The 25,255-nt window shown below is 67.3% G+C and carries 19 protein-coding genes and 1 tRNA gene; 11 read left to right on the top strand and 9 right to left on the bottom strand.

Annotated features, from left to right (window positions below):
- Nucleotides 1–3: 3 nt before the first annotated feature.
- The 3 genes from OOT46_RS24200 (at nucleotide 4) to OOT46_RS24190 (ending at nucleotide 1,643) form a co-directional block, all read left to right on the top strand.
- A complete protein-coding gene (locus tag OOT46_RS24200) occupies nucleotides 4–450 on the top strand; it encodes an NfeD family protein (RefSeq protein ID WP_265406196.1) in 447 nt (148 codons plus the stop codon).
- A 14-nt stretch (nucleotides 451–464) separates the two neighbouring features.
- Nucleotides 465–1,391 carry an SPFH domain-containing protein gene (locus tag OOT46_RS24195; protein WP_265406195.1) on the top strand — a complete coding sequence of 309 codons (927 nt, stop codon included), beginning with the start codon at nucleotides 465–467 and terminating at the stop codon, nucleotides 1,389–1,391.
- A 161-nt stretch (nucleotides 1,392–1,552) separates the two neighbouring features.
- Nucleotides 1,553–1,643 (top strand) — tRNA-Ser (locus tag OOT46_RS24190).
- Between the two features lie 480 nt (nucleotides 1,644–2,123).
- Here OOT46_RS24190 and OOT46_RS24185 read toward each other — a convergent pair.
- The 4 genes from OOT46_RS24185 to OOT46_RS24170 all read right to left on the bottom strand — a co-directional run bounded on the left by OOT46_RS24185 (nucleotide 2,124) and on the right by OOT46_RS24170 (nucleotide 9,672).
- Entirely contained in the window at nucleotides 2,124–2,585 is a 462-nt protein-coding gene (locus tag OOT46_RS24185; RefSeq protein ID WP_265406194.1) for a hypothetical protein, read from the bottom strand.
- The gene (locus tag OOT46_RS24180; RefSeq protein WP_265406193.1) at nucleotides 2,582–6,850 is read right to left on the bottom strand and encodes an RHS repeat-associated core domain-containing protein; all 4,269 of its coding nucleotides are present in this window, start codon (nucleotides 6,848–6,850) and stop codon (nucleotides 2,582–2,584) included. Before OOT46_RS24180 ends, OOT46_RS24185 begins: the two co-directional genes overlap by 4 nt.
- 44 nt (nucleotides 6,851–6,894) lie before the next feature.
- Nucleotides 6,895–7,383 carry a DUF1795 domain-containing protein gene (locus OOT46_RS24175; protein ID WP_265406192.1) on the bottom strand — a complete coding sequence of 163 codons (489 nt, stop codon included), beginning with the start codon at nucleotides 7,381–7,383 and terminating at the stop codon, nucleotides 6,895–6,897.
- Nucleotides 7,384–7,452: 69 nt separating this feature from the next.
- Entirely contained in the window at nucleotides 7,453–9,672 is a 2,220-nt protein-coding gene (locus OOT46_RS24170) for a type VI secretion system Vgr family protein (RefSeq protein ID WP_265406191.1), read from the bottom strand.
- 220 nt (nucleotides 9,673–9,892) lie between these two features.
- Between OOT46_RS24170 and OOT46_RS24165 the strand changes: the two genes are divergently transcribed.
- Nucleotides 9,893–11,044 carry a hypothetical protein gene (locus tag OOT46_RS24165; RefSeq protein ID WP_265406190.1) on the top strand — a complete coding sequence of 384 codons (1,152 nt, stop codon included), beginning with the start codon at nucleotides 9,893–9,895 and terminating at the stop codon, nucleotides 11,042–11,044.
- Nucleotides 11,041–11,880: a hypothetical protein gene (locus OOT46_RS24160; RefSeq protein WP_265406189.1), complete on the top strand. Its 840-nt coding sequence runs from the start codon at nucleotides 11,041–11,043 to the stop codon at nucleotides 11,878–11,880. Before OOT46_RS24165 ends, OOT46_RS24160 begins: the two co-directional genes overlap by 4 nt.
- Before the next feature lie 243 nt (nucleotides 11,881–12,123).
- Here the strand turns inward: OOT46_RS24160 and OOT46_RS24155 are convergent, their stop codons facing one another.
- Nucleotides 12,124–13,248, bottom strand: coding sequence for an S-adenosylmethionine:tRNA ribosyltransferase-isomerase (locus tag OOT46_RS24155; RefSeq protein WP_265406188.1), 1,125 nt, complete (start codon nucleotides 13,246–13,248; stop codon nucleotides 12,124–12,126).
- A complete protein-coding gene (locus OOT46_RS24150; RefSeq protein ID WP_265406187.1) occupies nucleotides 13,245–13,988 on the bottom strand; it encodes an SDR family NAD(P)-dependent oxidoreductase in 744 nt (247 codons plus the stop codon). Before OOT46_RS24150 ends, OOT46_RS24155 begins: the two co-directional genes overlap by 4 nt.
- 103 nt (nucleotides 13,989–14,091) lie before the next feature.
- Between OOT46_RS24150 and OOT46_RS24145 the strand changes: the two genes are divergently transcribed.
- The 4 genes from OOT46_RS24145 (at nucleotide 14,092) to OOT46_RS24130 (ending at nucleotide 18,864) form a co-directional block, all read left to right on the top strand.
- Nucleotides 14,092–14,682, top strand: coding sequence for a helix-turn-helix domain-containing protein (locus tag OOT46_RS24145; protein ID WP_265406186.1), 591 nt, complete (start codon nucleotides 14,092–14,094; stop codon nucleotides 14,680–14,682).
- A 409-nt stretch (nucleotides 14,683–15,091) separates the two neighbouring features.
- Nucleotides 15,092–17,626 carry a nitrite reductase large subunit NirB gene (gene nirB, locus OOT46_RS24140; RefSeq protein ID WP_265406185.1) on the top strand — a complete coding sequence of 845 codons (2,535 nt, stop codon included), beginning with the start codon at nucleotides 15,092–15,094 and terminating at the stop codon, nucleotides 17,624–17,626.
- 27 nt (nucleotides 17,627–17,653) lie between these two features.
- On the top strand, nucleotides 17,654–17,995 hold the full coding sequence (nirD, locus tag OOT46_RS24135; RefSeq protein WP_265406184.1) for a nitrite reductase small subunit NirD: 342 nt from the start codon (nucleotides 17,654–17,656) through the stop codon (nucleotides 17,993–17,995).
- 56 nt (nucleotides 17,996–18,051) lie between these two features.
- A complete protein-coding gene (locus tag OOT46_RS24130; RefSeq protein WP_265406183.1) occupies nucleotides 18,052–18,864 on the top strand; it encodes a formate/nitrite transporter family protein in 813 nt (270 codons plus the stop codon).
- A gap of 156 nt (nucleotides 18,865–19,020) precedes the next feature.
- Here the strand turns inward: OOT46_RS24130 and OOT46_RS24125 are convergent, their stop codons facing one another.
- From OOT46_RS24125 to OOT46_RS24115, 3 genes are all read right to left on the bottom strand, one after another.
- Complete coding sequence (locus OOT46_RS24125) at nucleotides 19,021–19,458, bottom strand: CBS domain-containing protein (protein WP_265406182.1); 438 nt, start codon at nucleotides 19,456–19,458, stop codon at nucleotides 19,021–19,023.
- A 225-nt stretch (nucleotides 19,459–19,683) separates the two neighbouring features.
- The gene (locus tag OOT46_RS24120) at nucleotides 19,684–20,574 is read right to left on the bottom strand and encodes a hypothetical protein (RefSeq protein WP_265406181.1); all 891 of its coding nucleotides are present in this window, start codon (nucleotides 20,572–20,574) and stop codon (nucleotides 19,684–19,686) included.
- A 277-nt stretch (nucleotides 20,575–20,851) separates the two neighbouring features.
- The gene (locus OOT46_RS24115) at nucleotides 20,852–21,658 is read right to left on the bottom strand and encodes a PEP-CTERM sorting domain-containing protein (protein ID WP_265406180.1); all 807 of its coding nucleotides are present in this window, start codon (nucleotides 21,656–21,658) and stop codon (nucleotides 20,852–20,854) included.
- A 181-nt stretch (nucleotides 21,659–21,839) separates the two neighbouring features.
- On the opposite strand from OOT46_RS24115, the gene OOT46_RS24110 reads away from it, so the two are divergent.
- Together OOT46_RS24110 and OOT46_RS24105 are read left to right on the top strand one after the other, a co-directional pair.
- Nucleotides 21,840–22,205 (top strand): hypothetical protein, encoded by a 366-nt coding sequence (locus OOT46_RS24110; protein WP_265406179.1) that lies wholly within the window; start codon nucleotides 21,840–21,842, stop codon nucleotides 22,203–22,205.
- 199 nt (nucleotides 22,206–22,404) lie between these two features.
- A complete protein-coding gene (locus OOT46_RS24105) occupies nucleotides 22,405–25,215 on the top strand; it encodes a G8 domain-containing protein (RefSeq protein WP_265406178.1) in 2,811 nt (936 codons plus the stop codon).
- Nucleotides 25,216–25,255: the final 40 nt, after the last annotated feature.

The following is a 25,255-nucleotide window of genomic DNA, read 5'->3' as shown; positions in this document are numbered from 1 at the left end:
GAAATGGAACTGGGTGCTTCGACCTGGTGGTGGGTCGCCGCGGGAGTCGCCGTGGCGCTGGAACTCGCCACCGGCACGTTTTATCTGCTGATGCTGGCGCTGGGCCTCGCAGCCGGGGCCCTCGCGGCGCATGCCGGGTTCGCCGTCGCGCCCCAGTTGGTGGTGGCCGCGCTGGTCGGCGCCGGTGCGGTGGCCGCCTGCCGGTGGCTGCGCCCGGGGCCGGTCGCAGCCGCTGCGCCGCAAGCCAATCCCGACCTCAACATCGACATCGGGCAGCGCCTCGCCGTGCCGGCCTGGAACGGCCGCAGCGCGCGCGTGACTTACCGGGGCGCCGCCTGGTCGGTGCACTACACCGGCGCCGGCGATCCGCTGCCCGGCGAGTTCGTGATCCGTGCCATCGAGGCCAACGCGCTGGTGGTCGAGCGCGCCGACGATATTGCTCCAATCTGAACGGGACATCTGCCATGGAATACATCGCCGTCGTGCTGGTCGTCATCGCGGCCATCTTCGTGGTTCGCTCGCTGAAGGTGGTGCCCCAGCAGCACGCCTGGGTGGTCGAGCGGCTCGGCCGCTATCACGGCACGCTGACGCCGGGCCTGAACATCCTGGTGCCCTTCGTCGACCGGGTGGCCTACAAGCACTCGCTGAAGGAGATCCCGCTGGACGTTCCCAGCCAGGTCTGCATCACGCGAGACAACACCCAGCTGACGGTGGACGGCATCCTGTACTTCCAGGTGACCGACGCGATGCGCGCCAGCTACGGCTCGTCCAACTACATCGTCGCCATCACCCAGCTGGCGCAGACCACGCTGCGCTCCGTGATCGGCAAGATGGAGCTCGACAAGACCTTCGAGGAGCGCGACGCGATCAATGCGGCGGTCGTCAACGCTCTCGACGAGGCAGCGCTCAACTGGGGCGTGAAGGTGCTGCGCTACGAGATCAAGGACCTGACCCCGCCCACCGAGATCCTGCGTTCGATGCAGCAGCAGATCACCGCGGAGCGCGAGAAGCGGGCCCTGATCGCCGCCTCCGAGGGCCGCAAGCAGGAGCAGATCAACATCGCGACCGGCGAGCGCGAGGCCTTCATCGCCAAGTCCGAAGGCGAGAAGCAGGCCGCGATCAATCGGGCCCAGGGCGAGGCCGCGGCAATCACGGCGGTGGCTGCCGCCTCGGCCGAAGCCATCAGCCGCATCGCCGCCGCCATCCGGGAACCGGGCGGCGCGGAGGCCGTCAATCTGAAGGTCGCAGAAAAGGCGGTCGAGGCCTATGCCGAGCTGGCGCAGAAGACCAACACGATGATCGTGCCGGGCAACATGAGCGAGGTCTCGGCGCTGATCGGCACCGCGATGACCTTGCTGAAGAAGACGCCGCCGCCGACAGGGGTGCGCTGAGGGCGCCGCAGCCGCCGTGCGCCGCGCCTTCTTTTGCACGCCTGGCGCAAGAGCCCTTCAAAAACCGCGGAAACTCTTGCTACAATAGCCGGCTTCGCGGTACACCTCCTTGGGTGGCCGCAACCGGCGCCAGAGCCGGCCCAGGCAACTGGAAGGATTCTGGAGAGATGGATGAGTGGTTTAAGTCGCACGCCTGGAAAGCGTGTGTGGGTTAATAGCCCACCGCGGGTTCGAATCCCGCTCTCTCCGCCAGAATGCTAGTGTTGATGCGGGTTTCAGACGGGTTTCCCGTTGCACCCATCAAAACGAAAACGCTTGATCAACGGCCCCCCGAGGGCCGTTTCCCGTTGTGGCTCGGCTTCCTCACTACCCCCGACGCGGCGCAGTCGGCCACACCGTGCTGATGCGTCATATGCACCACAAGCGATAGCTTTCGAGTGCATGTCACGATTTGGCGTGACCAGGCGGCACCTGCTCTGCCGCAGGGTGCATCTCCGGCCGACGGGCGGTTGTGCAGCGTCCCCAATCGCCCGCGCAGGCTCGCGCGCAGCAGCAAGCCGGCCCATGCCGATCGCTGTCGGGCAGGCCAAGACGTCGCGTCGGGCTTTCATACGCCCCTCCGAAATTCGGGGGTCCGTTTCACGCCCTACTGTTGAAACAGCTTTTATGTTCAGGGCGCAGCATGGATAGTCTGCGACACCAAGGTCGTTAGGAAAGCTCGGCTATTCGAGCCTACTCGCAAAGTTCGATTAGATCCTCTTGCCAAAGATCTGCAGTAATAACACAGACCGCCAAGTCGTGGCCCACGAAATAGAATTTTCTCCAACCTGCTTCTGAAGGTGCTGCCTCATAAACGGCAGGAGGCAGGGAGGCGTCTCCCGAGCTGTCCTTCAGCACTAGGTTGTGTAGATCCTCTTTCGGGAAGAACGACATCTCCCTGAATCTGCGAAACGTCAGCTTAGCAATTCGGTATCCTGCCGCATTGTAAATATCGTCAGGTAGTGCCGACTCGTCTAGGCATCCCCGCTTTTGCAACTGTGCTTGGATATCGGCATTTCTCGCGTCGTCGCCCAGATCGACAATAAACCGAATTTGCAAACCACCTTCACTATTCTCATAAGAGAATGCGGGGTCTGCAGCAGTTTCGATAGACCACGCCGTCGCGACGGGATGTAGCGTTTGAGTAGTGCTCATGGAAGCGAAATAATTCTGACGATCTCTAGGTTGTTGGGGCCTACCGTGACCGGGATCGAGGTACCGGGCATGCTCAAGACCTGGCCTCTGTGCCGGAGGGACTTCTCAGCTAAACGGTTGAGGAGTTCCTGTGTTACAGGCACTTCGCGTAGGACTGTGGGTTTCATTCCTGCTTCGGCCAACGCCGCTAACGTTCTATTGCTCTCGGCGATCCATTGACCAGTCTTGGGATGTACGAAGTAGCTTACGGGCAGCTGATCTGGATGCAGCACCCCGCTTTTCAAGTCGCTAGCGACATCTGCAAGGGTCCGCCCTTCAATATAGCTCGGCGCCCCGGAGTTTTGCCTAAAAGAGCCGGCAATTCGGCGTTGGCCGAACAAAACCTGCGGGCACCAACCCATCGGGTCGCCCCACCGTGAAGGATTGGGCGCGTATGCATACAGGTTCGAGCCACCGACAATTCCGATGGGATCTTGAGAAAGGAACCGCCCCGTGTCCGGGTCGTAATAGCGAAAGGTGTTGTAGTGAAGCCCGCTCTCGCTGTCCTCGTACTGTCCGGCGTAGCGCAACTGCTGGTCAGTGCGTTCCAGTCCATCGCGTAGCAGTTGCTCATCGATCTTGCCCCAGGCCTGGTAGCGTCCCGCCCACACCAGCTCGCCAGCGGCGTCGGTCAGCTCCTGGGGCGTGCCAATTGGGTCGGCATGGAAGTAGTACACCCGTCCAACGTCAGCACCCACGCCGCCCCGTGCATCGAGCAGCTGGTCCACTCGGGCCACAGGCGCATACCCTGAGCCCCCGTTCTCCTCGTACACGTAGCTTCGCACGCTCGTCGGCTTGATTTCCTGCAGCAGCCGCAGGCCTTGCCACACGAAGGTCGTGCGGTCGGCACAGTGCCCAGGCAGGCCGGTGCCGTCATCGCGCAGCTCCTCCTTGGCAGTGCGCCGCCCCAGCGCGTCGTACCCGAAGCGGACCACGCTGCGCCTGTCATGGTTGCGCTGATGGATCGCGATCAGCCGGTCTTCGCCGTCGTACTCGAAGCGCTGTTCGCGCCACGTGCTCTTGCGCTTGTGGCTCAGGTTGCCGAAGGCGTCGTAGTCAAAACGCAAGTCCTGCCAGACGCGCAGCCGGTTGTCCTGCACCAGGCCGGCGCTTTTGGCTGCGTTGGCCTCCAGCAAGTTGCCCGCGGCATCCCACGCGAACGACTGCTCGGCCCCGATGTCCGAGCGCCGATTGAGCAGGCGCCCCGAGGGGTCGTAGCGGTATCTCGTGCTGCCGCGCAGCGGGTCTTGCTGCTCGACCAGCTCGCCAGCGGCGTCATAGCGGTAGTTGCGCCACAGCGTCGCCGACTGCGGCGCTGGCACGGCCTGCCGCCGGTGAACAGGGCCGCCCAGGGGCGCGGGCGGCGCATCCGCCTTCTGCCACAGCAGCCGCCCCCGCGGGTCGTAGCCAAATCGACTGGTCAGCCGACCCTGCGTGCGCAGCACCTCGCGGTGCAGGTCGTCACGCTCAAAGTCGCTGATGACCTGCTCGCCCATGCGGATCTGGTGCACGTGGCCGCTGCCATAGCGCAGCAGGTCGATGTGCTGGCCCTGCGGCAGCTGGATCTGCAACGGGTTGCCCAGCTCGTCCAGTTCATACCGGACGCTGCCGTTGGCGCCGTGCTCGGCCAGCAACTGCCCGGCGGCGTCGTACTCGAAGCGGATGGTGTCGGGGGCGATCCCGAGTTGGACCCCGGCCGTTGTCGGATCGCGCCTGACCTCGATCAGCCGGTCCCCTTCGTCATAGGCATAGCGCGTCACGGCGGTCGTGCTGATGGCTTGCAGCACCCGACCCACGGCATCGTGCTGGTAGTGCAGCTCGCGGTGCTGCGGGCGCCCCTCGGCGTCACGCCCGACCGTGAGCACTTCGCACACCTCGCCAGCAGCGGTGTAGCGGTAGTGCGTTTCGATGCCGTCCACGCTGACCTGCTTGCTCAGCCGGTCTGCCGTGTCGTACTCGAAGTGGTAGCTCGCGCCGTTGCCGTTGGTCAGCTGGCACAGCCGACCGAGCGCGTCGTAGCGGTAGCTCAGGCTGCGCTGGGCTGCGTCGGTGTAGAGCGTGACCTGGCCGCGGGCGTTGCGCTGCCACGCCGTGCGGTGCTCGGCAGCATCGAGGTGCTGTCGCAGCAGGCCCGCGGCGTCGTACTCGAAGCGCTCGCTGTGACCGTCCGGGTGATGGATGGCGACCACTTCGCCCCGCTCGCCGTGTTCCACGCGGGTTGTCTCGCCCAGCGCGTTGACCGCGCTGTGCAGCCGGCCCTCGTCGTCGTACTCGTAGCGGGTCGTCTTGCCCGAGCAGTCGGTGTAGGCGAGCAGCTGGCCGCGCTCGTTCCACGCCATCTTCTGCTGCCCGCCACGGGCGTCGATGTGGGTGTGCGGCAGGCCGTTGTCCTGGTACTCGTAGCGCTCGCTGCGCCCCAGCGGGTCAGTCGAGGCCTGCAGCAGGCCCAGGATGTCGAACTCCGCTTTCCACTGGCTGCCGTCCGGCAGCACCACCAGGCTGCGCCGCAGGCTGTTGCGGTGGTAGTGGTAGGTCGTCCCTCGGTCCAGCGGGTCGATCGCTTCGATGACGCGGCCCAGCTCGTCGTAGCGGAAGCCCAGGGTGCGCCCGCCGGGCAGGTGCACCTTCGTCGGCTGGCCCGCCTCGTTGTACTCCGTGCGGTACTGGCTGCCGTCGAAGTCCGTGCACTCGGTGATTTGGCGGTGCTCGTCGTAGCGCCAGTGGGCTTTCCGGCCCAGGTGGTCCTCGGCCCAGCTCTCCCGGTTCGCCGGGTCGTAGCGAAAGCGGTAGCGCTCGCCCTCGCTGGTCTCGTGCTCCACCACCCGCGGCTGCCCGGCTATCGTCTCCCAGCGGTAGCTGCAGGCGAAGCCGAGCGCGTTGACGTGGCGCACCATCAGCCCGCCTTGGTACTCGAAGCGGCGCACCTCGTGGCCGGCGCGGTCGGTCACGCTGTTCAGCTGCCCCTGCTCGTCGTAGCCGTAGCGAACCAGGGTCACCGCCGGCCCGCCGGCCACCCGCTCCACCGACGTGAGCCGCCCGAGCGGATGCTCGTAGTGCAAGGCCACCCGCTGCCCGGTGGAGCTGGCGACCGCCAGGAGCCGACCCGCTTCGTCCCGCTCGAACCCGATGTGCTGGCCCAGTTGGTCCTCGATACGCAGCAGCGGCGCCCGGCCTTGCTCGGGCAGCGACGCGAACTGGTAGTAGGTCTCGGTGAGGTCATAAACGAAGTAGCGTCCGTCCGCGCTGCACGCGAGGTACTTCTGCTCAGCTTCTGAGTAGGTCTGCTGGCCCGGCTCGACCTTTTGAAAAGGCACGTCGCGGCCTTGCGCGTCGGTGTAGAGAATCAGCTCGCCCTCGGCGCGCAGGGTCACCTCCCAAGGGGTCACCCAGCCTCGGCCCAGCATGCCCTCGTGCGTCAGGTCGCTCGCATAGAAGCGGCTGACCGAGATGGGCAGCCGGTCGATCAGCTCGAAGTCCACCTCTTCGTGCCCGAGCAGCAGCTTGCGCCCGGTGACGACATCCACCGGATTGCCGACCAGGGCGCCCCAGGCGCGGCCGATCGCAGGCGCCGCCACGTAGCGTCCGAACAGCTCGCCGGCGACGAAGCCCGCCGTGAACTTGGCGGCGCAAGGCGCGAAGGCACGCAGGCAGGTGCTGCCGGCCTTCCTTGCCAACCCTGCCAAGCCGCCGACCAGACCGGCCAGCGCAAAGGCCCAGTCCACCGTCGTGCGCAGCCACTTGGGCACCTCGTCGGCCACTTCCAGGTAGCGCTGCTGGCCGCCGCCGATGAACACGTCGCGCGAGCCGGCTTCGACCTTGCCGCCGCAGGTCGTGCTGTCGCCCTTGCGCGCGGCGGGCAAGCTGTTGATGAAGACGTTGGTGGAGCCCTCGGCAACCAGGGGCAGCGGCGAGTGCTTGCTGCACACCACCGTGCTGCGCTGGACGTGGGCGGCATTGCGGCTGTTGATGAACACGTCTTCCGAGCCGCGCGTGATCTTGCCGGTGGTGGAGCGGAACATGGCGCCTATCGCCTCGCCGAGTGACAGGATGCCGGTCGCCGCCACCCCGGCGACCAGACCCGCCAGCAAGGCGGCACCGAAACCGCAGGTGAAGGTGGCGAAGGCCACCGCGGCGATCAAGGCGATGCCGATGACGGCGCCGACCAAGAAGCCCGCCAGTGCGCTGCTGTGGCTGATCGGATCGCCGAGCCTCGCTGCCTCGAACATCTGTGCCTCCCTGGAATTCGTGTTTTCTCGTGGTACAGCGGGGTCTAAGTCGATGGGCCTGGGTTATCCCCGCCGGGCTCCGCCGCTTCGATCACCCGCGGCACGAAGCTGGCAAGCAGCGTTGCCCATTCGGCATCGAAGGCCGCACCCAGCGGTTTGGGGCTGCTGGCCGAGAAGACGAGCACCTTGGTGCCCGCAGGCAGCAGAAACGCCGCTTGACGCATGAACACCGGTCGCCCGCCGTTCTTGTACTGGGCTTCAACCTGCTCGCCCGGTACGGCGCTGTCGCCTTGCCCGAGCTGCACAGCGTTGCGCTGGCGCATCTGATACCCCGGCAGCTTCTGCTTCATGATGGCGAGCTGGCGGTTGACGTAGGCCGCGACGTCCTCGTCGGCCTCGGCGTTGTCGCGGCTGACGTTCAGGTTCGGCTGCACCTCGGTGTTCGCCGGCACAAAGATGTTCGTGGTGCGGTCGATCAAGCCGCTGGGCAACGCGAAGCTGCCTTCGTTGATCCAGTAGGTGACGTCGTCCATAAGCAAAGGGGGGCGGAAAGGGGCAAGAGAAGGCCAGGCCCGTGAGTGCAGCGGCCGGCCTCCGGGGTGTTACTTGTTCAGGTGGATTGGCGCGCCCTGGATGTCGTGCATGCCGGTGGCGGTGGACGTGATGGTGTCGCCTTCGACCGTGATGGCGGTGCCCTTGATGTGGATGTTGCCGTTCTTGTCCATCGTGATCGTGCTCTTGCCGACCTCCAGCGTGATGTAGGTGCTGGCCTTGACGTGGATGTGCTCGGTCTCGGACTCGACCTGGATCGCCTTGTGGACCTTCGTGACCTTCAGGCCCTTGGTGACGGTAGTGGTCTGCTGCGGCCCATTGACGACGGTGGCCTGGTTGTTTTGCACCGTCGTCACCATGTCCTTCTGCGAATGGATGTTGATCAGTTCCTTGCCGGCCTGATCGTGGATGACCATCTCGCAGAACCCGCCGCCGCCCGGCGTGGAGTTGCTCTTGAACCCCATCATGTGCGCACCGGCCGGCAGCTGGTAGGGCAGCGGCATGTCGGAGTTGTACAGGCTCCCGAGGACCAAGGGCCTATCCGCATCGCCCTCCATGAAGCCGACCACCACCTCTTGCCCGATGCGGGGGATCGCCACTGTGCCCCAACCTTGCCCAGCCCAGGGCTGCGCCACGCGAATCCAGCACGAGCTGCTGTCATCGAAACGAGCCCGGCGGTCCCAGTGGAAGCGGACCTTGATGCAGCCGTGCTCATTCGTCCAGATTTCCTGCCCCGGCGGCCCGGTGACCACTGCGCTTTGCAGTCCGGGGATGACGGGCTTGCTATGCCGCGCCTCTGGCCGAAAGGCGACCTTGTGGCGCTGGCAGGTGAACTGGTTGCTGTAGATGGCGCCGTCCTCTGCGACGATGTTGTTGCGCCCCTGGTGTTCGACCCGCACCAACAGCAGCCGGTCTTCCTCGGGCTTGAGCGGGTCGAACCAGAAGTGCCCGGTCAGCGCGAAGGTGAAGCCCGGTGTGAAGTCCGGGCAATCGCTGCTGCCGGCGAAATACTTGGCGCGGGCCTCGAAGCCTTCCATGCGCAGCCGCGCGTAGCGCTCGCCGTCGCTCCGGTCCTTGTAGGCATAGCCGGGCGTGCCGTCGTACACCTCCAAGCGCGGCGCCTCGCCTTGGTTGGCAACGGTCGGCACTTCGGCGACCCGCATGCCGCGCGGCGACTGGTAGTCATAGGTGTCCAGCGTCACCTTGCCGGGCTGCAGCTCGCGCACGGCCTGGAGCTGGCTCACGCAGTCGGCGGCCGCCACCCGATCGCCACCGTTGAACTCGATGCTCGGGTAGGTGGGCAAGGGGGCGCAGTGCGCCGCCATCAAGGTGTCGTCCGTCAGGATCAGCTTGTGGCCGTCCAGCCGGTGCTCGAAGTAGAACGTGATGCCCTCGCGCTCCATCAGCCGGCAGACCAGATTGAAGTCGCTTTCCTGGTACTGCACGATGAAGTCGATCGGCTCATAACTGCGCGACAGACGCAGCTCGAAGTCGGCGGCGGAACCATACTCCTTGAACACCTCTTCGAGGATGTCCGGGACGCGCTTCTTCTGGAATATGCGGCTGTCCTGTCGCAGGGTCAGGAAGTGGGTCCACGGCACCACGGTGGCGCGGTAGTACGCCCAGCCGGCGTCGCTCATCTCGAAGGCGAAGCTCTTGGCGTAGCCGTGGATGTAGCGCTGTGTCCCATCGCTCTGTCGCACGCCCACGGCGATGGGCTTGCTGATCAGTTCCTTCAACTCGATCGAAGCATTGAGGGAGGCGAGGCGCAGGTCGAACTCAAAAGGGGCGCTCAGTTCCTCGTAGCCCCTCAAGCTGTCGAGGAACAGCCGTTTGTCGGCCGGTAGCAGCGTAAACAGCTGGAACAGGCGCCGGTTGTCCTGGAAGTCCGGTGGCGTGAAGGCCGAAGGCAGGTCGAACACGGGGATCTGCTGCGCGAACGTCGTCACCGGCGCCGGGTCGGGCGCGCGCAGCACCGTCTCGGTGTTGCCAGCCGGGGTAAAGGTGGGCGGTGCAGCGGCGGCAGCGTCGAAAGCCGGCGTGGGTGCAGCTGTGTTGAAGGGCGGTGTCACGGCGGCGCTCTGCGCACTGGGCGCATCGAATGCCGTCAGGCCGGCCCCCGCCTGCTGCAGCAGCTGCGCCGCTTGTGCAGCCTGTGCAAGGTGGGGTGAGGAGGACAACCCGGCCAGATCGGCGGCTGTGGCGGCCGTGCCCAGCAGGTCGGCGGCGCTGGCGGTCGGCAGCGCCGCATCGCCAGCTTCTGCGACCAAAGATTCCCGTTCGGACGGTGTAAACCCGGTCATGGCAACTCCCTGTCACCTGTACTTGGTTTGTCGGCCCGGATCTTACGGGCGGCCTGGGGCCGTCTCCCGCCGGCCAGTGCACCTGTTTCCTGCTGTTGCGATTCTTCGCGGGAACCTGGCCTGTCCGGGCCGGCTTGGCTGGTTACAGTGGCGCTGCAACCGGACGTGGCGACAGGGAGGCAAGACGATGACAACTGGCGCGCAGCGGGCGGCCCAGCAGGAAGCCGCACAGTTCAAGTTCAAGGTGCAGGAGCACCGACGCGACGTCGCGGCGCGGCCGGTTCCACCTGGCACGGTTGGTGTCTGCCGGGCGGACGGCTGGGACGTGAGCACCGAGCACCTCAACGGTGATTTCGACCTGGATACGCCGGTCGGCCAGGAACTGTTGCGCCGGCTGATCGCCCAGCAGCCGAGTGTCCTGGACTCCCTGCGCACCTGGGACTCGGTGGCCGCGGTGCCGAGCATGACCGCCCCGTCCCGGCCTGCCCCGGCCCGACCCGGCCCGCGGCCGGAGAATGACCTGCCGCCGTGGCTGCACGACTACCTGTTCGGCCAGTGGGGCGGCAACGGCCTGGGGTCCGAGACGCGAGCGGCGACGGTCGGCCCCGGCAACGTGGTGGGCAACGCCCTGGGCGCAGCGCAGACCGCAGCCTATCTCGGCATGCAGGGACAGACCGCCTCGCGCTTGGCGGCCGGCGCGCAGCAGATCGCGTCCGGTGCCGCCCGAACCATACGCATCAACAGCTTCATCGAGTTGTACAACGCCAACCAGGGCAAAGGCCGTCCGCGGCTCAGGTTGCGCATTCGCGGGCTGCCCGTCACCGTCGCCACGCCGATCGCGGGCTTCGCGTCCTGGCGCTCCAACGCGAAGGGCACGGTGCATTCGACGCGCTGGGCCAACCCCACGGGACAGCAAATGCGCAGTGCGGGTGTCGTGGCCGCAGAAACCCGGTGGACCCGCAGCATGGGCTGGGCAACGGGCAAGGTCGGCACGGGCCTGGTCACGTTCGCTCCCACCGCGGCACTGGACGCCTGGAACAGTGTGGAGTTCGACATTGACGCGGCCGGTCAGCGCCGCTTCCGCTCGTTCGACACGCATAAGTTCCTCATCAGCTCGGCCCGCAACCAAAGCGGCAACGCGGCCGGCTTGGCCGCGAGCGTCGCCAGTGTGCCGCTCGCAGTGGCGATTGCCGGGTGGGCCGGGCTGTCGATCGTCGGTGCCCCCCTGGTCCTGATCGGGCTGGCCGCAGGCATTGCCGTCCAGGTGTTATGGAACCAGCACGGCGGCGCCGATTTTGCCGAGCGCGAAGCACGAAATGTCCTGGGGGCTAAGCCGTGAGACCGCCTGACGATCTGAATACGCTCAAAAGCCTGCCGCTAGCGATGGTGGTGGGCGGCACACTGGTGGTGCCGCTCATGTGGGCCATCGTGCTCGACTCGGGGACTCTGACCGCACTGGCGCCCGCCAGTGGTCTGCTGTTTTTGGCAGCGGGGCTGTACCTCAAGTACCGTGCAACCTACTCGCCCACCGAGGCGTTCTGGTCGATACCGCTGGCGCTGATTTTTTTCGGCAGCTTCCTGGTCGGATGTGCGACCGGCGTCACCTGGCGCCTCCATCGTCCGGACTTGCATGGTCTCGCCATCGGATCCAGCCTTGCCCTGACGATCGGGTCCATTGCGATCGGGTTTGCCCGAGAGCGCCGCCGACTGAGGGTACAACGCGACGGGGTGCCCATAGCGTTGGCCGAACTGGTGGACCTGCAGCGCCACCATATCCGTCCCGCTCCCGCTGCAGGCGCATCGCCTCGAATGGGAACGGTGGCGTTCCTGTCCGCTGTCGGCCTCAACCTGCCGCTGCTGCTGCAGCTTGGCGGCTGGGACCGCGGTGCGGTGGTGTGGCTGGTGCTGCCGCTGCTCGGGGGGGCGGTCTCCTATGTCCTCGCGACAGCAATCGGTCCCGGTTTGGCGCGCGCTGTGGCGCTTCGCGCCCTGGAAGTGCGCACCGGCCAGCGCTTCACCACTTCTCGCATTGACGAATTGCAGGCGCTGCGGCGCACGTTCCGGCTGTCGCCTTGGCTGTGCCGGCCAAGCGCATCGACCGCTTCAGCGCCTGGGCGGTCGGCGCCACCCCAGGCCGCTGCGCCGTCTGGCTCTGCGCGCAAGCGGGGATTGTGATGAACAAGGCAATGATCGGGACACAGCCCGCACCGCTCAGCCACGGCGACCCGGTGATGTGCTACCTGGGGCGACGCGGGCTGCGTGGCGCCTCGTTGCCTGAGTGCCTGCGACTGCACCCGTGGTTGAGCGACTGGCACGAAGGAGAGCGCCTTGCCGAGTGGCCCGCGATGCTCGCACCGCAGCTTGATGCCCACGGCCATGACGGCGGCCCTACCGGGCAGCGGCATCGCCGACCTGCGGCTACACCTGGGTCAGGTGCGGATGCACTGCGTCGACGACCGGGGCAACGAGGTCCTCGCGGCTTAGCACACGCGCCGTACTGCGGCTCCCGGCGCGGCGCCAGACGAGCAAGGAATCGCCGAACTCATGCGTCCTGAAGCCGCGCCGCTCCAGCAGTTCGTCCGCGCGTTGCAACGTCGCGGGATCCGTGAAAGCCTGCAGCAGCTGGTAATGGCTGGTGCCGGGCTCGTGGGTGCCGGACAGCAAGGCATCGACGACACGCAGGAGGCTGTGCGGCCCCACGCGCTGGGTGGCGGTGCCGGCCCCGGGCCGCACGCGGCCATCCTCCCCGGCGGCATGTTCCAGCGCCCGCACGACCGTCGTGCCGATCGCGACCACCCTCCCGAGGCGGCGACGAGTCGCCTCGATGGCGAGCACCGTCTCCGTCGGAATGTGGTAGGCCTCGTCCAGGGGCAGACGGGCATCGAGCACGGGATCGCCGGTGGACGACAGCCCTGCGGCGTGCGTCAGCGTGGCGAAGCCCACGCCCCGCCTGCGCAGCCCCGCGATCGTGGCCCAGTCCAGCGCGAAGCCGGCCGAGGGCGCCTCGAACGCCACCGGGGGCGCAGCGAAGGCGGTCCATACGTCCCACAGTCGCAGCGGCGCCGGCACATGAGCGTATTGCACCGGCCTGCCATGCCGGGCGAGCCCGGCCCACACCTGCGCCGGCGTGCCGTCGAACTGCAAGTCGATCAGCCGCGGATGCGCCAGCAGGCGCGCGACGCGCGCAGACAGCGGCCCCAGCTGCAGGCGGTCGCCCGGCCTCAAGGCGGGTGGCGGGGGACGGTCCTCGGTGCGCAGTCGGTGGTCGCCGGCGCCGAAGACGACCGCCGTGAACCGGCGCACCTCGTCAGGAGCCAGGCTGTCGCGCCCTGCCAGCCGCACTTCGATGGCGCGACCGCTGGCCACATGCCGTCCCTGCAAGCTGGCCGGCAAGGTGGCCGCATCGTTGGCCACCAGCAGGTCGCCCCGCCGCAGCAACTCGCTCAGCCGGCGCCGTGGCAGTTCCCACACGGCTCCGCGCGATCCAATGACCAGCAGGCGGGCGTCAGCGGGGCGCTGGATGGGCAGATGTGCGGCGATCATGCAGCGACTCCCTGCGCATGCTCCCAACGTCCCCACAGCAGGTCGGCCACCTCCCGCGCCGCGACCCCGGGCGGCTTGAGCAGCGAGCGGTCTGCCCCGGGCAGGGCCGCCGCATGCAGCGGAGTGTCCATGTCGCCCGGGTCGTGCGAGACGAGCGACACCCCCTCCTCCTTGAGCTCCTCCTGCCAGATGGCGCTCAAGTGCCGCAGCGCCGCCTTGCTGGCGCCATAGGCGCCCCAGCCCGGGTAGGGCGTGACGGCGGCGTCGCTCGAGACGTTGAGCACCAGCGGCCCCCGGCCGGCCCGGGCGGCGGCCGTCAGGGCACCGAGGCAGGCCTTGGTCAGCCGGAAGGGCCCCAGCACATTGGTGGCCAGGGCGAGCTCCAGCGCTTCGCAGTCCGTGTCGGCCAGAGGTGCCAGCGGCACGGGCCCCAGGCTGGAGGCGTTGTTCACCAGCATGTCCAGCCCCCCCAGCCGGCCGAGGATCTGCAGCGCGATCGGGTGGATGGCCTGCTTGTCCGCCACATCCCCCACGATGCCCGCCACACCGGGCAGCTCGGCCTCCACCGCGGCCACCCGCGCCGCCGTGCGGGCCACGAAGGCGAGCCGTGCGCCGCGACCGTGGAGCTCGCGCAGCAGGGCGAGGCCCAGGCCGGACGTGCCGCCCGTGATCGCGATCCGGGGGAGTTGCGGGCCGGCTGCGGCCGACGGCGCTCTGCGACTCTTGTATCCTGCGTCCATCTTGTGCTCCTGTTCCATGAGAAGTTCGAACAGGCTTCAGCGTAGGCAGGCCGGTGCCGCCCACCGAGCGCCGTGTCCAGGCCATTGGCAAAAGTTCGAGACGATGGACAAGCCCCCGGCGCATCGCGCCCCGCCCGACACGCCGAGTGCCCACCTCGCACGCAACCTGGCCAGCCTGCGCCAGGTCAGGCAGCTCACGCAAGAAAGCCTGGCCGGCCTGTCCGGGCTGCCGCGCTCCACCATCGCCAACCTCGAATCGGGCGAGTCCAACCCTTCGCTGGCGGTACTCGTGAAGGTGGCCTCCGCCCTGCAGGTGCCGATCGATGAACTGCTGGCCGCGCCGCGCGCCAAGGTGAGGCACTGGCTCGCGCGGGACGTCGGCTCACGGCAACGCGGACGCGGTGTGGTCGAGCGCGACCTGCTGCCCGAGCCGGTGCCCGAAGAGATGATGAGCGTGATGGACTTCCAGCCCGGCGCCGTGATGGCCGGCACGCCCCACCTGCCCGGAACCCGCGAGTTCTTCACCTGCCTGGAGGGCCGCATCACGCTGCATGTGGCAGGTGACGCCTTCCAGCTGGCAGCCGGCGACGTGTTGGCCTTTCCAGGCAACGTACGGCACTCCTACCAGAACCCGGACGCCGAACGCCCTGCGCGCGGGGTGTCGGTGGTGGTGTTCGCCAAGGCCGGCGTCTAAATCGCGCAGCAGCCCTCGCGGCCGCGATGTCCCGGGGCGCGGCGACGCGCATGCGCCAACTCGGTGCGCTGCGCGCGTCTGACGCTCCATCGCAGTGCTCATTTCCTCAAATGGACGCGCCAACGCGCCCGGGGATGCCCCGCGGTGCCCCGCCGCGTCTGGCACAGGCCTTGCAGTAAGGGATCCACCCGAGCCGGGCGCGCCCCCGCGTGCCGCCTCGTGATCAGCATCACGCCGCACGCCGAAGTGCGGCCCCGACACAACGAGGTGCTCCGATGCTGGTCCCGCCGGGTCCCTTTGCCTCAGGCTCAGCGCAGCCGTTGCACGTCCTCACCGCAGGGCGCCGTCTCGACCTGTGCCCCGGCCTTGGCGAATCCGCCCGTCCCCCCGCATTAGGACAAGTCATTCCATGAAGATCGTCGTCATCGGCCACGGTATGGTGGGCCACAAGTTTCTCGAGAGCCTGCAGGAAGCGATGCCTCAAGGCGCGCACGTCAGCGTGCTCTGCGAGGAGCCGCGCCCGGCCTACGACCGCGTCCACCTGTCGGAATTTTTCTCCGGCAAGTCGGCTGACGAACTGTCGCTGGTGGAGCCCGGCTTCTTCGACCGCGGCAACGTGGTGCTCCAGCTCAATGCCCGCGCCACCGCGATCGACCGCGCGGCCAAGACCGTCACCGTCGGCAGCGGCGAAACCCTGAGCTACGACAAGCTGGTGATCGCCACCGGCTCCTACCCCTTCGTGCCGCCGGTGCCGGGCAAGGACCGCCCGGACTGCTTCGTCTACCGCACCATCGAAGACCTCGAAGCCATGCTCGAATGCGGCGCGCGCTCCAAGAGCGGCGTGGTCATCGGCGGCGGCCTGCTGGGCCTGGAATGCGCGAAGGCGCTGCGCGACATGAAGCTGCAGACCCACGTGGTCGAGTTCTCGCCCCGCCTCATGGCCCTGCAGGTCGACGCCGCCGGCGGCGCCATGCTGCGCCGGAAGATCGAGGACCTGGGCGTGCAGGTGCACACGCAGAAGAACACCGTGCAGATCGTCGACGGGGAGCAGGCGCGCCACCGTCTCGTCTTCGCCGACGGTACGCACCTCGAAACCGACATGCTGGTGTTCTCCGCCGGCATCCGCCCGCGCGATGAGCTGGCACGCCAGGCCGGCCTCACCCTCGGCCCGCGCGGCGGCATCGAGATCGACGACCACTGCCTCACCAGCGACCCCGACATCTACGCCGTCGGCGAATGTGCGCTGTGGAACGGCCAGATCTTCGGCCTCGTCGCGCCCGGCTACGACATGGCCCGTGTGGCAGCGCGCCATCTGGCCGGCGAGTCCGCGCAGTTCAAGGGTGCCGACATGAGCACCAAGCTCAAGCTCATGGGCGTGGACGTCGCTAGCGTCGGCGACGCCATGGGCGCCACCGCCGGCAGCCGCTCCTTCCAGTTCAGCGACGAGCGCAAGCAGGTCTACAAGAAGATCGTCGTCTCTGAGTGCGGCAAGAAGCTGCTGGGCGCCGTGCTGGTGGGTGACGCCAACGAATACGGCACGCTGCAGCAGATGATGCTCAACGGCATCGACCTGCCCGAGTCGCCCGAATTCCTCATCCTTCCGCAAAGCGACGGCAAGGCCAAGCCCGGGCTCGGCCCCGATGCACTGCCGGCCTCGGCGCAGATCTGCTCCTGCAACAACGTCTCCAAGGGCCAGATCTGCGAGGCGGTGGGCAACGGCGTCACGGCCATCGGCGAGCTCAAGAGCTGCACCAAGGCGGGCACGTCCTGCGGTGGCTGCGTTCCGCTGGTGACGCAGATCATGAAGGTCGAGATGAAAAAGCGCGGCCTGGCGGTGAACAACCACCTGTGCGAGCACTTCGCCTACTCGCGCCAGGAGCTGTTCCACATGATCAAGGTGGAGGGCATCCGCAGCTTCGACGACCTGCTGTCCCGCCATGGCAAGGGCCTGGGCTGCCACATCTGCAAGCCGGTGGCGGCCAGCATCTTCGCGTCGTGCTGGAACGACTTCATCCTCAACCAGGACCATGCCCGGCTGCAGGACTCCAACGACTACTTCCTGGGCAACATCCAGAAGGACGGCACCTACTCGGTCGTGCCCCGCATGCCCGGCGGCGAGGTGACGCCCGACGGCCTGATGGCCGTGGCGCAGGTCGCCAAGAAGTACGGCCTGTACACGAAGATCACCGGCGGCCAGCGCGTGGACCTCTTCGGTGCGCGTGTCGAGCAGCTGCCGTCGATCTGGGAAGAGCTGATCGCCGCCGGCTTCGAGTCGGGCCACGCCTACGGCAAGTCGCTGCGCACCGTGAAGTCCTGCGTGGGTTCCACCTGGTGCCGCTATGGCGTGGGGGACAGCGTGGGCCTCGCGGTCGAGTTGGAGAACCGCTACAAGGGCCTGCGCGCGCCCCACAAGATCAAGTTCGGCGTGTCGGGCTGCACCCGCGAATGCGCCGAAGCCCAGGGCAAGGACGTGGGCGTGATCGCCACCGACAAGGGCTGGAACCTTTATGTCTGCGGCAACGGCGGCATGAAACCGCGCCACGCCGAACTGCTCGCCTCCGACCTCAGCAAGGAGCAGCTGATCGCCTACATCGACCGCTTCCTCATGTTTTATGTGCGCACCGCCGACCGGCTGCAACGCACCAGCGTGTGGCGCGAGAACCTGGAAGGCGGGCTGGACTACCTCAAGGAGGTGATCGTCGAAGACAAGCTGGGCCTGGCCGCCGAGCTGGAGGCCGAGATGCAGCACGTGGTGGACACCTATGCCTGCGAGTGGAAAACCGCGGTCACCAACCCGGAGGTGCGCAAGCGCTTCCGCCAGTTCGTCAACAGCGACCAGCCCGACCATCACGTGATCTTCGTGGAAGAGCGCGGGCAGATCCGCCCGGCCGCGCCCGAAGAGCGCGCTGCGGCGGCCCGCGACCTCGCCGATCAACCTGCCTGAACGTCCCGACCGAGAAGGAGCCACACCATGAACCGCAACGACGCCCCCCAGTGGAGCCCCGTCTGCTCCATCGACGACATCCTTCCCGACACCGGCGTGTGCGCGCTGGTCAACAAGCGCCACGTGGCGGTGTTCCATGTGAAGGGCCGCGGCGAGATCTACGCGATCGACAACTTCGACCCGAACGCCAAGGCCAGCGTGCTGTCGCGCGGCCTGGTGGGCAACGTGGGCGAGCGCATCGTCGTCGCATCGCCCCTCTACAAGCACCACTTCGACCTGCAAAGCGGCGAATGCCTCGAAGCACCGGAGAACTCGGTCACCGCCTACCCGGTGCGCATCGAGAACGACACCGTCCTCGTGGCGGTCTGACCCCTGGTGCCCGCGGCAAACCCGAACTAGATCCCTACTGAGAGAGAGACAACAAAGTGGCCTACCTCGTTCCTTCCGAATTCGTCACCAAGATGGTCGACGCCGGCGAGTCCAAGATCTACATGGCGGCGCGCGACACCTTGATCCGCGCGTACATGGCCGGGGCCATCCTGGCGCTGGCAGCCGTGTTCGCGGTCACGATCAATGTGCAGACGGGGCAGCCGCTGCTGGGCGCGGTCCTGTTCCCGGTAGGCTTTTGCATGCTGTACCTGCTGGGCTTCGACCTGCTCACCGGCGTTTTCGTGCTGACACCGCTGGCGCTCATCGACCGGCGGCCCGGCGTCACGGTAGGCGGAGTGCTCAAGAACTGGGGGCTGGTCTTCATCGGCAACTTCGCGGGCGCGTTCACGGTCGCGCTGCTCATGGCCATCGTCTTCACCTTCGGCTTCAGCACCGACCCGGGCAAGGTCGGCGCGGCCATCTCGGTCATCGGCGAGTCGCGCACGCTGGGCTACGCGGAGTACGGTGCGGCCGGCATGCTGACGCTTTTCATCCGCGGCATGCTGTGCAACTGGATGGTGTCGACGGGCGTCGTCGGTGCGATGATCTCCACCACCGTGGGTGGCAAGGTGATCGCCATGTGGATGCCTATCATGCTGTTCTTCTACATGACCTTCGAGCACTCGGTGGTGAACATGTTCCTGTTCCCGTTCGGGCTGCTGACGGGCGCCAAGTTCTCGATGATGGACTACATCATCTGGAACGAGATCCCGACGGTGCTGGGCAACCTGGTCGGCGGCCTCTCGTTCACCGGGCTGACGCTCTATGCGACCCACGTCCGCACCGCACCGAAGCGCGTGATTGCCTGATCGACGACGACAAGCAGCAGGGGAACGGTCGGGGGTCTTTCCTCAACGCCCCTGCCGGGAGATCAAGCCCCGCCTCGCGGGGCTTTTTTGTGGGTTGACCTGGCGTCGCGGCCGGTCGGGGATCGTGCCCGGCACGTGGCCGGGCACCCTGAATCTTCAGTGCGCCGTCTGTGAATGCGCGCCGCCCGGCGTGGAGATGCCGGCCACTGCCTTGCCGATGCCCCTCGCGTCCTGGCCCTGCACGAGATCGCTGACGGCCACGATGCCCACCAGTCGCTTCTCGCGACTCAGCACCGGCAGGCGCCGAACCTGGATCTTGCCCATGTTCGACGCCACATCGTCGAGGTCGTCATCCTCGAAGCAGTACTTCACTTCGCGGGACATCACCTCCGCGATCTTCGTGTCCGGGCCGAACCCTTCGGCGACGGCCCGCACGGCAATGTCCCGGTCAGTGATCATTCCCACCAGCCTGTCGTTTTCGCCGACAGGCAAGGCGCCGATGTCGCGGTCCGCCATCATCCGGGCGGCCTCGCTGATGGGCTGCTGGGGGCTGACGAGGAGGACATCGCTCGTCATCGCTTCATGGACCTTCATGGAGATCTCCTTTCTGCGCTGGCAAGCCAATGACGTGCTCCTGCTGCCGGCGCCGAGAATATGCGGAGCACACCCGGGAGTGCGAGCAGAACTCATTCCCAGTGAGGCAAAACCTGAAGGTCGGCGGCGCCGGATTTGCGGAAGAAAACCTTGTCCAAATGTGATCGAGATCGAAGGCCGGGTCCTCGGCTTGAACACCGGCCAGCAGCACACCGGCCAGCCCCCCTAGGGCTGCGCCGGTGCAATGGCCACCGGCGTTCCGGTGTCGTCCCACACATTGCCGGACTTGGTCCAGTCGCCGTACAACACCATCGGCCCATGGACTGGGTACCTTTGGCCCGAGGGCAAGACGCCACGCCCAAACCGGTTGTTGATGATGCGGTCGTTCGTCCCCGGGCCCGAATTCACATTGATCACCCAGCCGCCGCCATAGAGCCAGTTGCCCGAGATGGTCCAGTTGGAGTTGCCCCCTTGCTCGGTCCCTACCTGGAAGCAACTGTTGGGGTTGCCGCCGTGCCCTCTGCCGTGGTCCAGGATATCGATGAAATTGTTCCGCACCGTGACGTTGGTGCTGTTGCCCGTCGACTGCACCCCGTCGGCGTGATCGCCGGGAGCGAGGTAGAGATCGTGGATCCACGAGAGTTCCAGCAGCACATTGCCCTGCGCCTTGACCCCGTCCGCCGTGCCGTGGATGTTGACGCGCCGGGCCACATAGTTGCCAAAGGCGATGCCCGAGGTCGCCTTGCCAGCGGCCGAACTGCCGTCGATTTCGCTGTCTTCGATCGTCAGGCTCGCGCCGTCGAACACCCGCACCGGGTAGTACGAACCGCATCGTATGCGCGTGCGGCGGATCTTCACCCGGGGCGCCATCACGTTGACGCACCCTGCGACGTCGAGCCGGTCGATCACCTGGTCCGGCGTGGTGATCCTGAGCGGGCCGCTGGGCACCAGCTGCGTGCCGGCGGGCACGCCGGTGTTGGACGGTCCCGGGCGGACGATCGCGACACGCTCCAGGGTGCCGCCAGGCATCGCCGACGAGGGCCCCCGCGCACCGCCTCCGTTCATGTCGTCACCGCCACCACCGCAGGCGCCGAGGAACACGGCAAGCGAGGACAAGCACCGTGTGGCACAGAGCCGGCGCTTGGCCGTTTTGTCCTGGCGCCTGTCCCGGGCAGCCACTTGAGTCTGGAGTGCCATTGCCTTGTCCTTCCCGAAGCGGCGCTGCAGCGCGTCTGCCGGCCCAGGCGGCGGCATGTCATCGCCCCGGGCGCCCGCAGACGCGTTCCCTGATCGCGCCGAATGAAAGGGTAAGCTGGGTGATGGTGCAGGGCGACGCCCAACGGGTCATGAGGGCATCCAGCCGGCCGCCCAGTGGATGGGCAGCGACGCCCCGCTACACGGCTTGCCGAGCCGCCGGCCGACGGCGGGCGACCACGGTGGCGATGGCGGCGAGACCCAGTCCCACCATGAGGTCGCTCTGCGGTTCAGGCACCACGGTGGTCACGAACTCGGTGGCCAGCCCGTAGCCGGCGTCCACCCAGCTGTTGCCGGGCTCACCGTACACGCGGCCCAGCAGCGGCGTGAACCCGGCGCGGAAAGGGGACGTGATGACGTCGTTGTTGTTCTGAATGTCGAGCAGCAGGTCGCCGGCCGCTGCATCGTAGACAAAACTGCGCTTGAACGGGATGACAACATCGAACACCGGAGGAGCGTTCCCGGGGCCTCGGCTGCTCAGGCGAATCGGCCCTTCGAAGACGACAGCGGCGTCCGGTCCGAGGTTCTCCGCGAAGCTGGTCGACAGAGAAGACGGCGTTTTGTCGGAGGTCGAAAGGCTGATGACCAGGCTGTCCAGCACGGCATCAAAGGGTCTGCCGAAACCGTCTTCCGCCACCGCGAAGCGCAGCCCGGTGATCGTCAGGGGAGAGGACGAGCGGAAAGCCTCGGCGGCATACAGCTGTTGGTAGCGCATCCGCGACCACTCGTTCTCGCCGAGATCAAAGGGGTAGGTGTTGTTCACCCCTGATGCGTCCACACGCACGTCCGCGTGCGCCGCGAAGGCCCCGAGTACCGTGAAGACGGCAAGCAGTTTGCGAACGAAAGTCATACCCACGCTCCCAACGGCCAGCGGAAAGCAGCCGCTCCGTGAATCTAGGGGAGAGCCACCGGTTGCCGCAATCCCCATGGCCTCGGTCCGCTTCAAGATGTTGTAGCGGTTTGCAGTTTTTTCGAAGGACCGCCGGCACCTCGCGATGGACCGCCCATCCCGGCCCCCGTCCGTGCCCTCCTCTTCCGATGTTCACATCGGATCCAACTGACCCATGTTGTGCTCGGCTTGCCATGAGCTGCCAGCCCTCGGCCCTTTCCAGCCCCGACCTTCCGCCATGAAACGCCTCCCTGTCGCCGCTGCGCTCGTCAGCGCCCTCCTTCTCGCCGGCTGTGGCGCCCGCTCGGCCGAGGACCAGGTGAATGCCGAGGAATTGGCGCGCATGGAGCAGGCCTGCATGGCCGCCATGCTGAAGAGCGCCTGCAGCGTGATGTCCGGCCCTTCCGTGAGCGCCAGCGCGGAAATCGTGTTCGTGGCCGGCGTCGGCGCCATCGATGCGAAGACCTACCGTGAGCTGCGTGCGAGCGGCGAGGCCATGTGCGGGCTGATCCGCGAGTCCTGCCAGAAGGACTGGAACGGCCAGCAGTGCCGTACCGCTCGCGGCCTTTGGGCCGTCGCGGAGGCGGCGCCCGCAGGACCCTGAAGGTTCCGCAGCGCATGCAGACGCAAGGGCAATCTTTACATCAGGTTGCTCGCGGTCCCATTGACGCTGTTTCGCCGGGCCGATGCAATCGCATCGCACACGGCAGGCCGCCATCGCCCGAGCCTCTCGGGCGAAAGAAACAGGCCGGGGCGCCGCGGTTGTGCGGCGCCACCCAACAGCACTACCACGGAGTGAGGGCATGATGATTTCAGCGGCACCCGCGCCACAGCGGTCCCGGATTCCGGGCACCTTGACGGCCCTGTTCCTGGCGACAGTCCTGAGCGCCTGCGGTGGAGGCGGTGACGGCCAGTCGGCAGATCCACCGGCGACCACAGCCGGCCCCTCACCGGCACCCGCAACACCCGCCCCTGCCGGCCCTGCACCGACGACCCCCTCACCCGCCACACCCGCCCCCACACCGACACCCGCTCAGCCCGTCGTCGACGGGTCCCTCCCCTGGTCCAGCCCCAGCACCTGGGGCGGCACGCTGCCGCCGGCCGGCGCCCCGGTGGTGATCCCCGCGGGCAAGGTCATCACGCTGGACATCGACACACCCCGGCTTGCCAGCCTGCATGTCGAAGGCACGCTGCGCTTCGCACGCAAGAACGTCGCGCTGACGGCGGGATACATCGACGTCACCGGTGCGCTGGAGATCGGCACGGCCGCAGCGCCGTACACCCACCAGGCCACCATCACCTTGACGGGCGCGCCCACGACACCCAACGACGGCGTCTCGCGCGGGATCAACGTGCGCGGCGGCCGGCTGGAAATCCATGGCGCAGCGCCCCGGCCCGCCTGGACCCGGCTGGGCGACCATGCCGACGCCGGTGCCACCGCGCTGAGGCTCCAGGACACCCTGTCGGGCTGGCGACCGGGCGACACCATCGCGGTCGCACCGACCGACTACTACGGCCAAACCGCCACCGAGCGCCTCACGGTGTCGGCCGCCAACGGCCAGCAGCTGACGCTGGGCACGCCACTGGCGAAGTTCCGCTGGGGCAAGCTGCAGTACGTCACCGCCACCGGCATCAGCCTCTCGGAAGACCCGGCCTACACACCGCCGGCGAGCCCGGCCCCCACCGAGTTGGACGAGCGCGCGGCCGTCGGCAATCTCAGCCGCAACATCGTCATTCAGGCACCGGACGATGAGGCCTGGCGCAACAGCGGCTTCGGCGTGCACGTGATGATCATGAACCTCGCGTCCAAGGTGGTGGTCGACGGCGTCGAGATTCGCCGCGCCGGCCAGGCCGGCACGGTCGGCCGCTACCCCTTCCACTGGCACATGCTCAGCTACAACGAGCAGGGCCAGGCGCTGGGCGACGCCAGCGGCCACGTGATCCGCAACAGCAGCGTGTGGAACTCCGCGCAGCGCTGCATCGTGGTCCACGGGACCAACGGCGTGCAGGTGCTCAATAACATCTGCCAGGACATCGCCGGCCACGCCTTTTTCCTGGAAGACGCGGTGGAACGCCGCAATGTGTTCGACGGCAATCTCGCACTGACGATGCGCGCCCCGCCGGCCGCGCGCCGGCTGCAAGTGCACGAAGGCGAGATCCACGAGGCCGGGCCGTCCGGCTTCTGGCTGACCAACCCCGACAACACCGTGCGCAACAACCTCGCCGGCGACGCCGCGGGCAACGGCTTCTGGATGGCCTTTCCGCCCCGGCCGCTGGGGCTGTCGGCCCGCGTGCCGCTGCGGCCCGACCGCCTGGCGCACGGCCAGTTCGAGAACAACACCGGGCACAGCGCGCGGGCCTCGGGCATCCTGCTCGAGCACGTGCCCATCGATGCCGCCGGCAATGTGACCGGGAACTACTACATCCCCACCGCCGACGGCACCGACGGCGGCCCGCGCCTGCCCTTCACGCTCAAGCGCATCACCTCCTACAAGAACCTGGGCGGCGCCTACCGCAACCGTGCGGTCAACCCGCAGTATGTCGAATGGGTCACGGCCGACAACGTCGGCACGCACTTCGCCGGCGCCGTGCAGTCCGGCGACCTGATGCGCGCCCTGGTCATCGGCACCAGCCTCAACGACAGGACGCCGTATCCGTCCAACGAGCCGCCCGCCGCCTTCGCGAGCTACCACTCGGCCTTGAACATGCACGACAACACCGCCGTCAACTTCCCCTTTGTCGAGGGCAAGTCCAGCGGTGTGTTCAAGACAGACGACTACTACCTGATGGGCGTCGACAAGGGGCCGGCGCGCAACGCCAACAACCGCCTGATCAACAGCTCGCCGGGCTACCGCACGCTGCCGCCCCACATGGACGGCCAGCCGCTCAACCGGCGCCACTGGACCTACGCCGGTGCGCTGTGGGATCCGCACGGCTACTGGGGTCCCCGGGGCAACTACTGGGTCTATGACCTGCCCTTCCTGACCGCGGGCGCCAACTGCCGATGGGTCGAGCCGGCCGGCAAAAACGGCAGGAGCTGCGACGGCGAGTACTACGGCGTCCAGAGCTACAAGACCGACTTCGATCCGAGCGACTACAGCTTCAGCTCACCCATCGAAGCGACACGGCTGGACAGCGCGGGCAACACGCTCGGGACTTGGAGCGTGGCTGACGGCACCACATCGACCATGCTGGGCCACATGCGTCACTTCGCGGCGCGCAACGGCGGTCGCTACGTGCTGCGTTTCCCGGGTCGGCCGCTGCCGCGCTCGATCGAGCTCAGCATCACCAATGTCTTCCGCAGCACCGACGCCTTCGTCCTGGCCGTGAGCTTCGACGGCTCGGTCGACGCGACCGGCTACCTCACGTCCTGGGGCAACCGTGCGGAGCCGAAGTCGTGGGGCCCGGACACACGGCCCGACTACGTGCGGCGCTTCACCCCGGCCAACAGCCATGCCGAAATGCTCGCCTCCTCCGGTGACCGGGTCTGGCAGGACCGGGCGAACCACCTGGTGTGGGTCAAGGTGCAGGGAGGCCTGACCGCGCAGACGGGGCCGCCGAACTCCGACCAGGACCTGTACCGCACCTACGGCCTGCTGCTCTACCCGAGATAAGGCCCCGGCCCGGTGAGCCCGGGCCGGCGCACGACCGTGT

The sequence above is a fragment of the Aquabacterium sp. A7-Y genome (genome assembly GCF_026153205.1).
In the GTDB taxonomy this organism is placed as follows: Bacteria; Pseudomonadota; Gammaproteobacteria; order Burkholderiales; family Burkholderiaceae_C; genus Caldimonas.
This window is presented reverse-complemented; position numbering and strand designations above follow the sequence as displayed.

What these genes read in the sequence shown, in the direction of transcription:
- OOT46_RS24195 (WP_265406195.1), top strand. Translation starts at nt 465, where the DNA reads ATGGAATACATCGCCGTCGTGCTGGTCGTCATCGCGGCCATCTTCGTG.
- OOT46_RS24105 (WP_265406178.1), top strand. Translation starts at nt 22,405, where the DNA reads ATGATGATTTCAGCGGCACCCGCGCCACAGCGGTCCCGGATTCCGGGC.
- OOT46_RS24145 (WP_265406186.1), top strand. Translation starts at nt 14,092, where the DNA reads ATGGACAAGCCCCCGGCGCATCGCGCCCCGCCCGACACGCCGAGTGCC.
- OOT46_RS24185 (WP_265406194.1), bottom strand. Translation starts at nt 2,585, where the DNA reads ATGAGCACTACTCAAACGCTACATCCCGTCGCGACGGCGTGGTCTATC.
- OOT46_RS24165 (WP_265406190.1), top strand. Translation starts at nt 9,893, where the DNA reads ATGACAACTGGCGCGCAGCGGGCGGCCCAGCAGGAAGCCGCACAGTTC.
- nirD (WP_265406184.1), top strand. Translation starts at nt 17,654, where the DNA reads ATGAACCGCAACGACGCCCCCCAGTGGAGCCCCGTCTGCTCCATCGAC.
- OOT46_RS24200 (WP_265406196.1), top strand. Translation starts at nt 4, where the DNA reads ATGGAACTGGGTGCTTCGACCTGGTGGTGGGTCGCCGCGGGAGTCGCC.
- OOT46_RS24175 (WP_265406192.1), bottom strand. Translation starts at nt 7,383, where the DNA reads ATGGACGACGTCACCTACTGGATCAACGAAGGCAGCTTCGCGTTGCCC.
- OOT46_RS24125 (WP_265406182.1), bottom strand. Translation starts at nt 19,458, where the DNA reads ATGAAGGTCCATGAAGCGATGACGAGCGATGTCCTCCTCGTCAGCCCC.
- OOT46_RS24155 (WP_265406188.1), bottom strand. Translation starts at nt 13,248, where the DNA reads ATGATCGCCGCACATCTGCCCATCCAGCGCCCCGCTGACGCCCGCCTG.
- OOT46_RS24110 (WP_265406179.1), top strand. Translation starts at nt 21,840, where the DNA reads ATGAAACGCCTCCCTGTCGCCGCTGCGCTCGTCAGCGCCCTCCTTCTC.
- nirB (WP_265406185.1), top strand. Translation starts at nt 15,092, where the DNA reads ATGAAGATCGTCGTCATCGGCCACGGTATGGTGGGCCACAAGTTTCTC.
- OOT46_RS24180 (WP_265406193.1), bottom strand. Translation starts at nt 6,850, where the DNA reads ATGTTCGAGGCAGCGAGGCTCGGCGATCCGATCAGCCACAGCAGCGCA.
- OOT46_RS24150 (WP_265406187.1), bottom strand. Translation starts at nt 13,988, where the DNA reads ATGGACGCAGGATACAAGAGTCGCAGAGCGCCGTCGGCCGCAGCCGGC.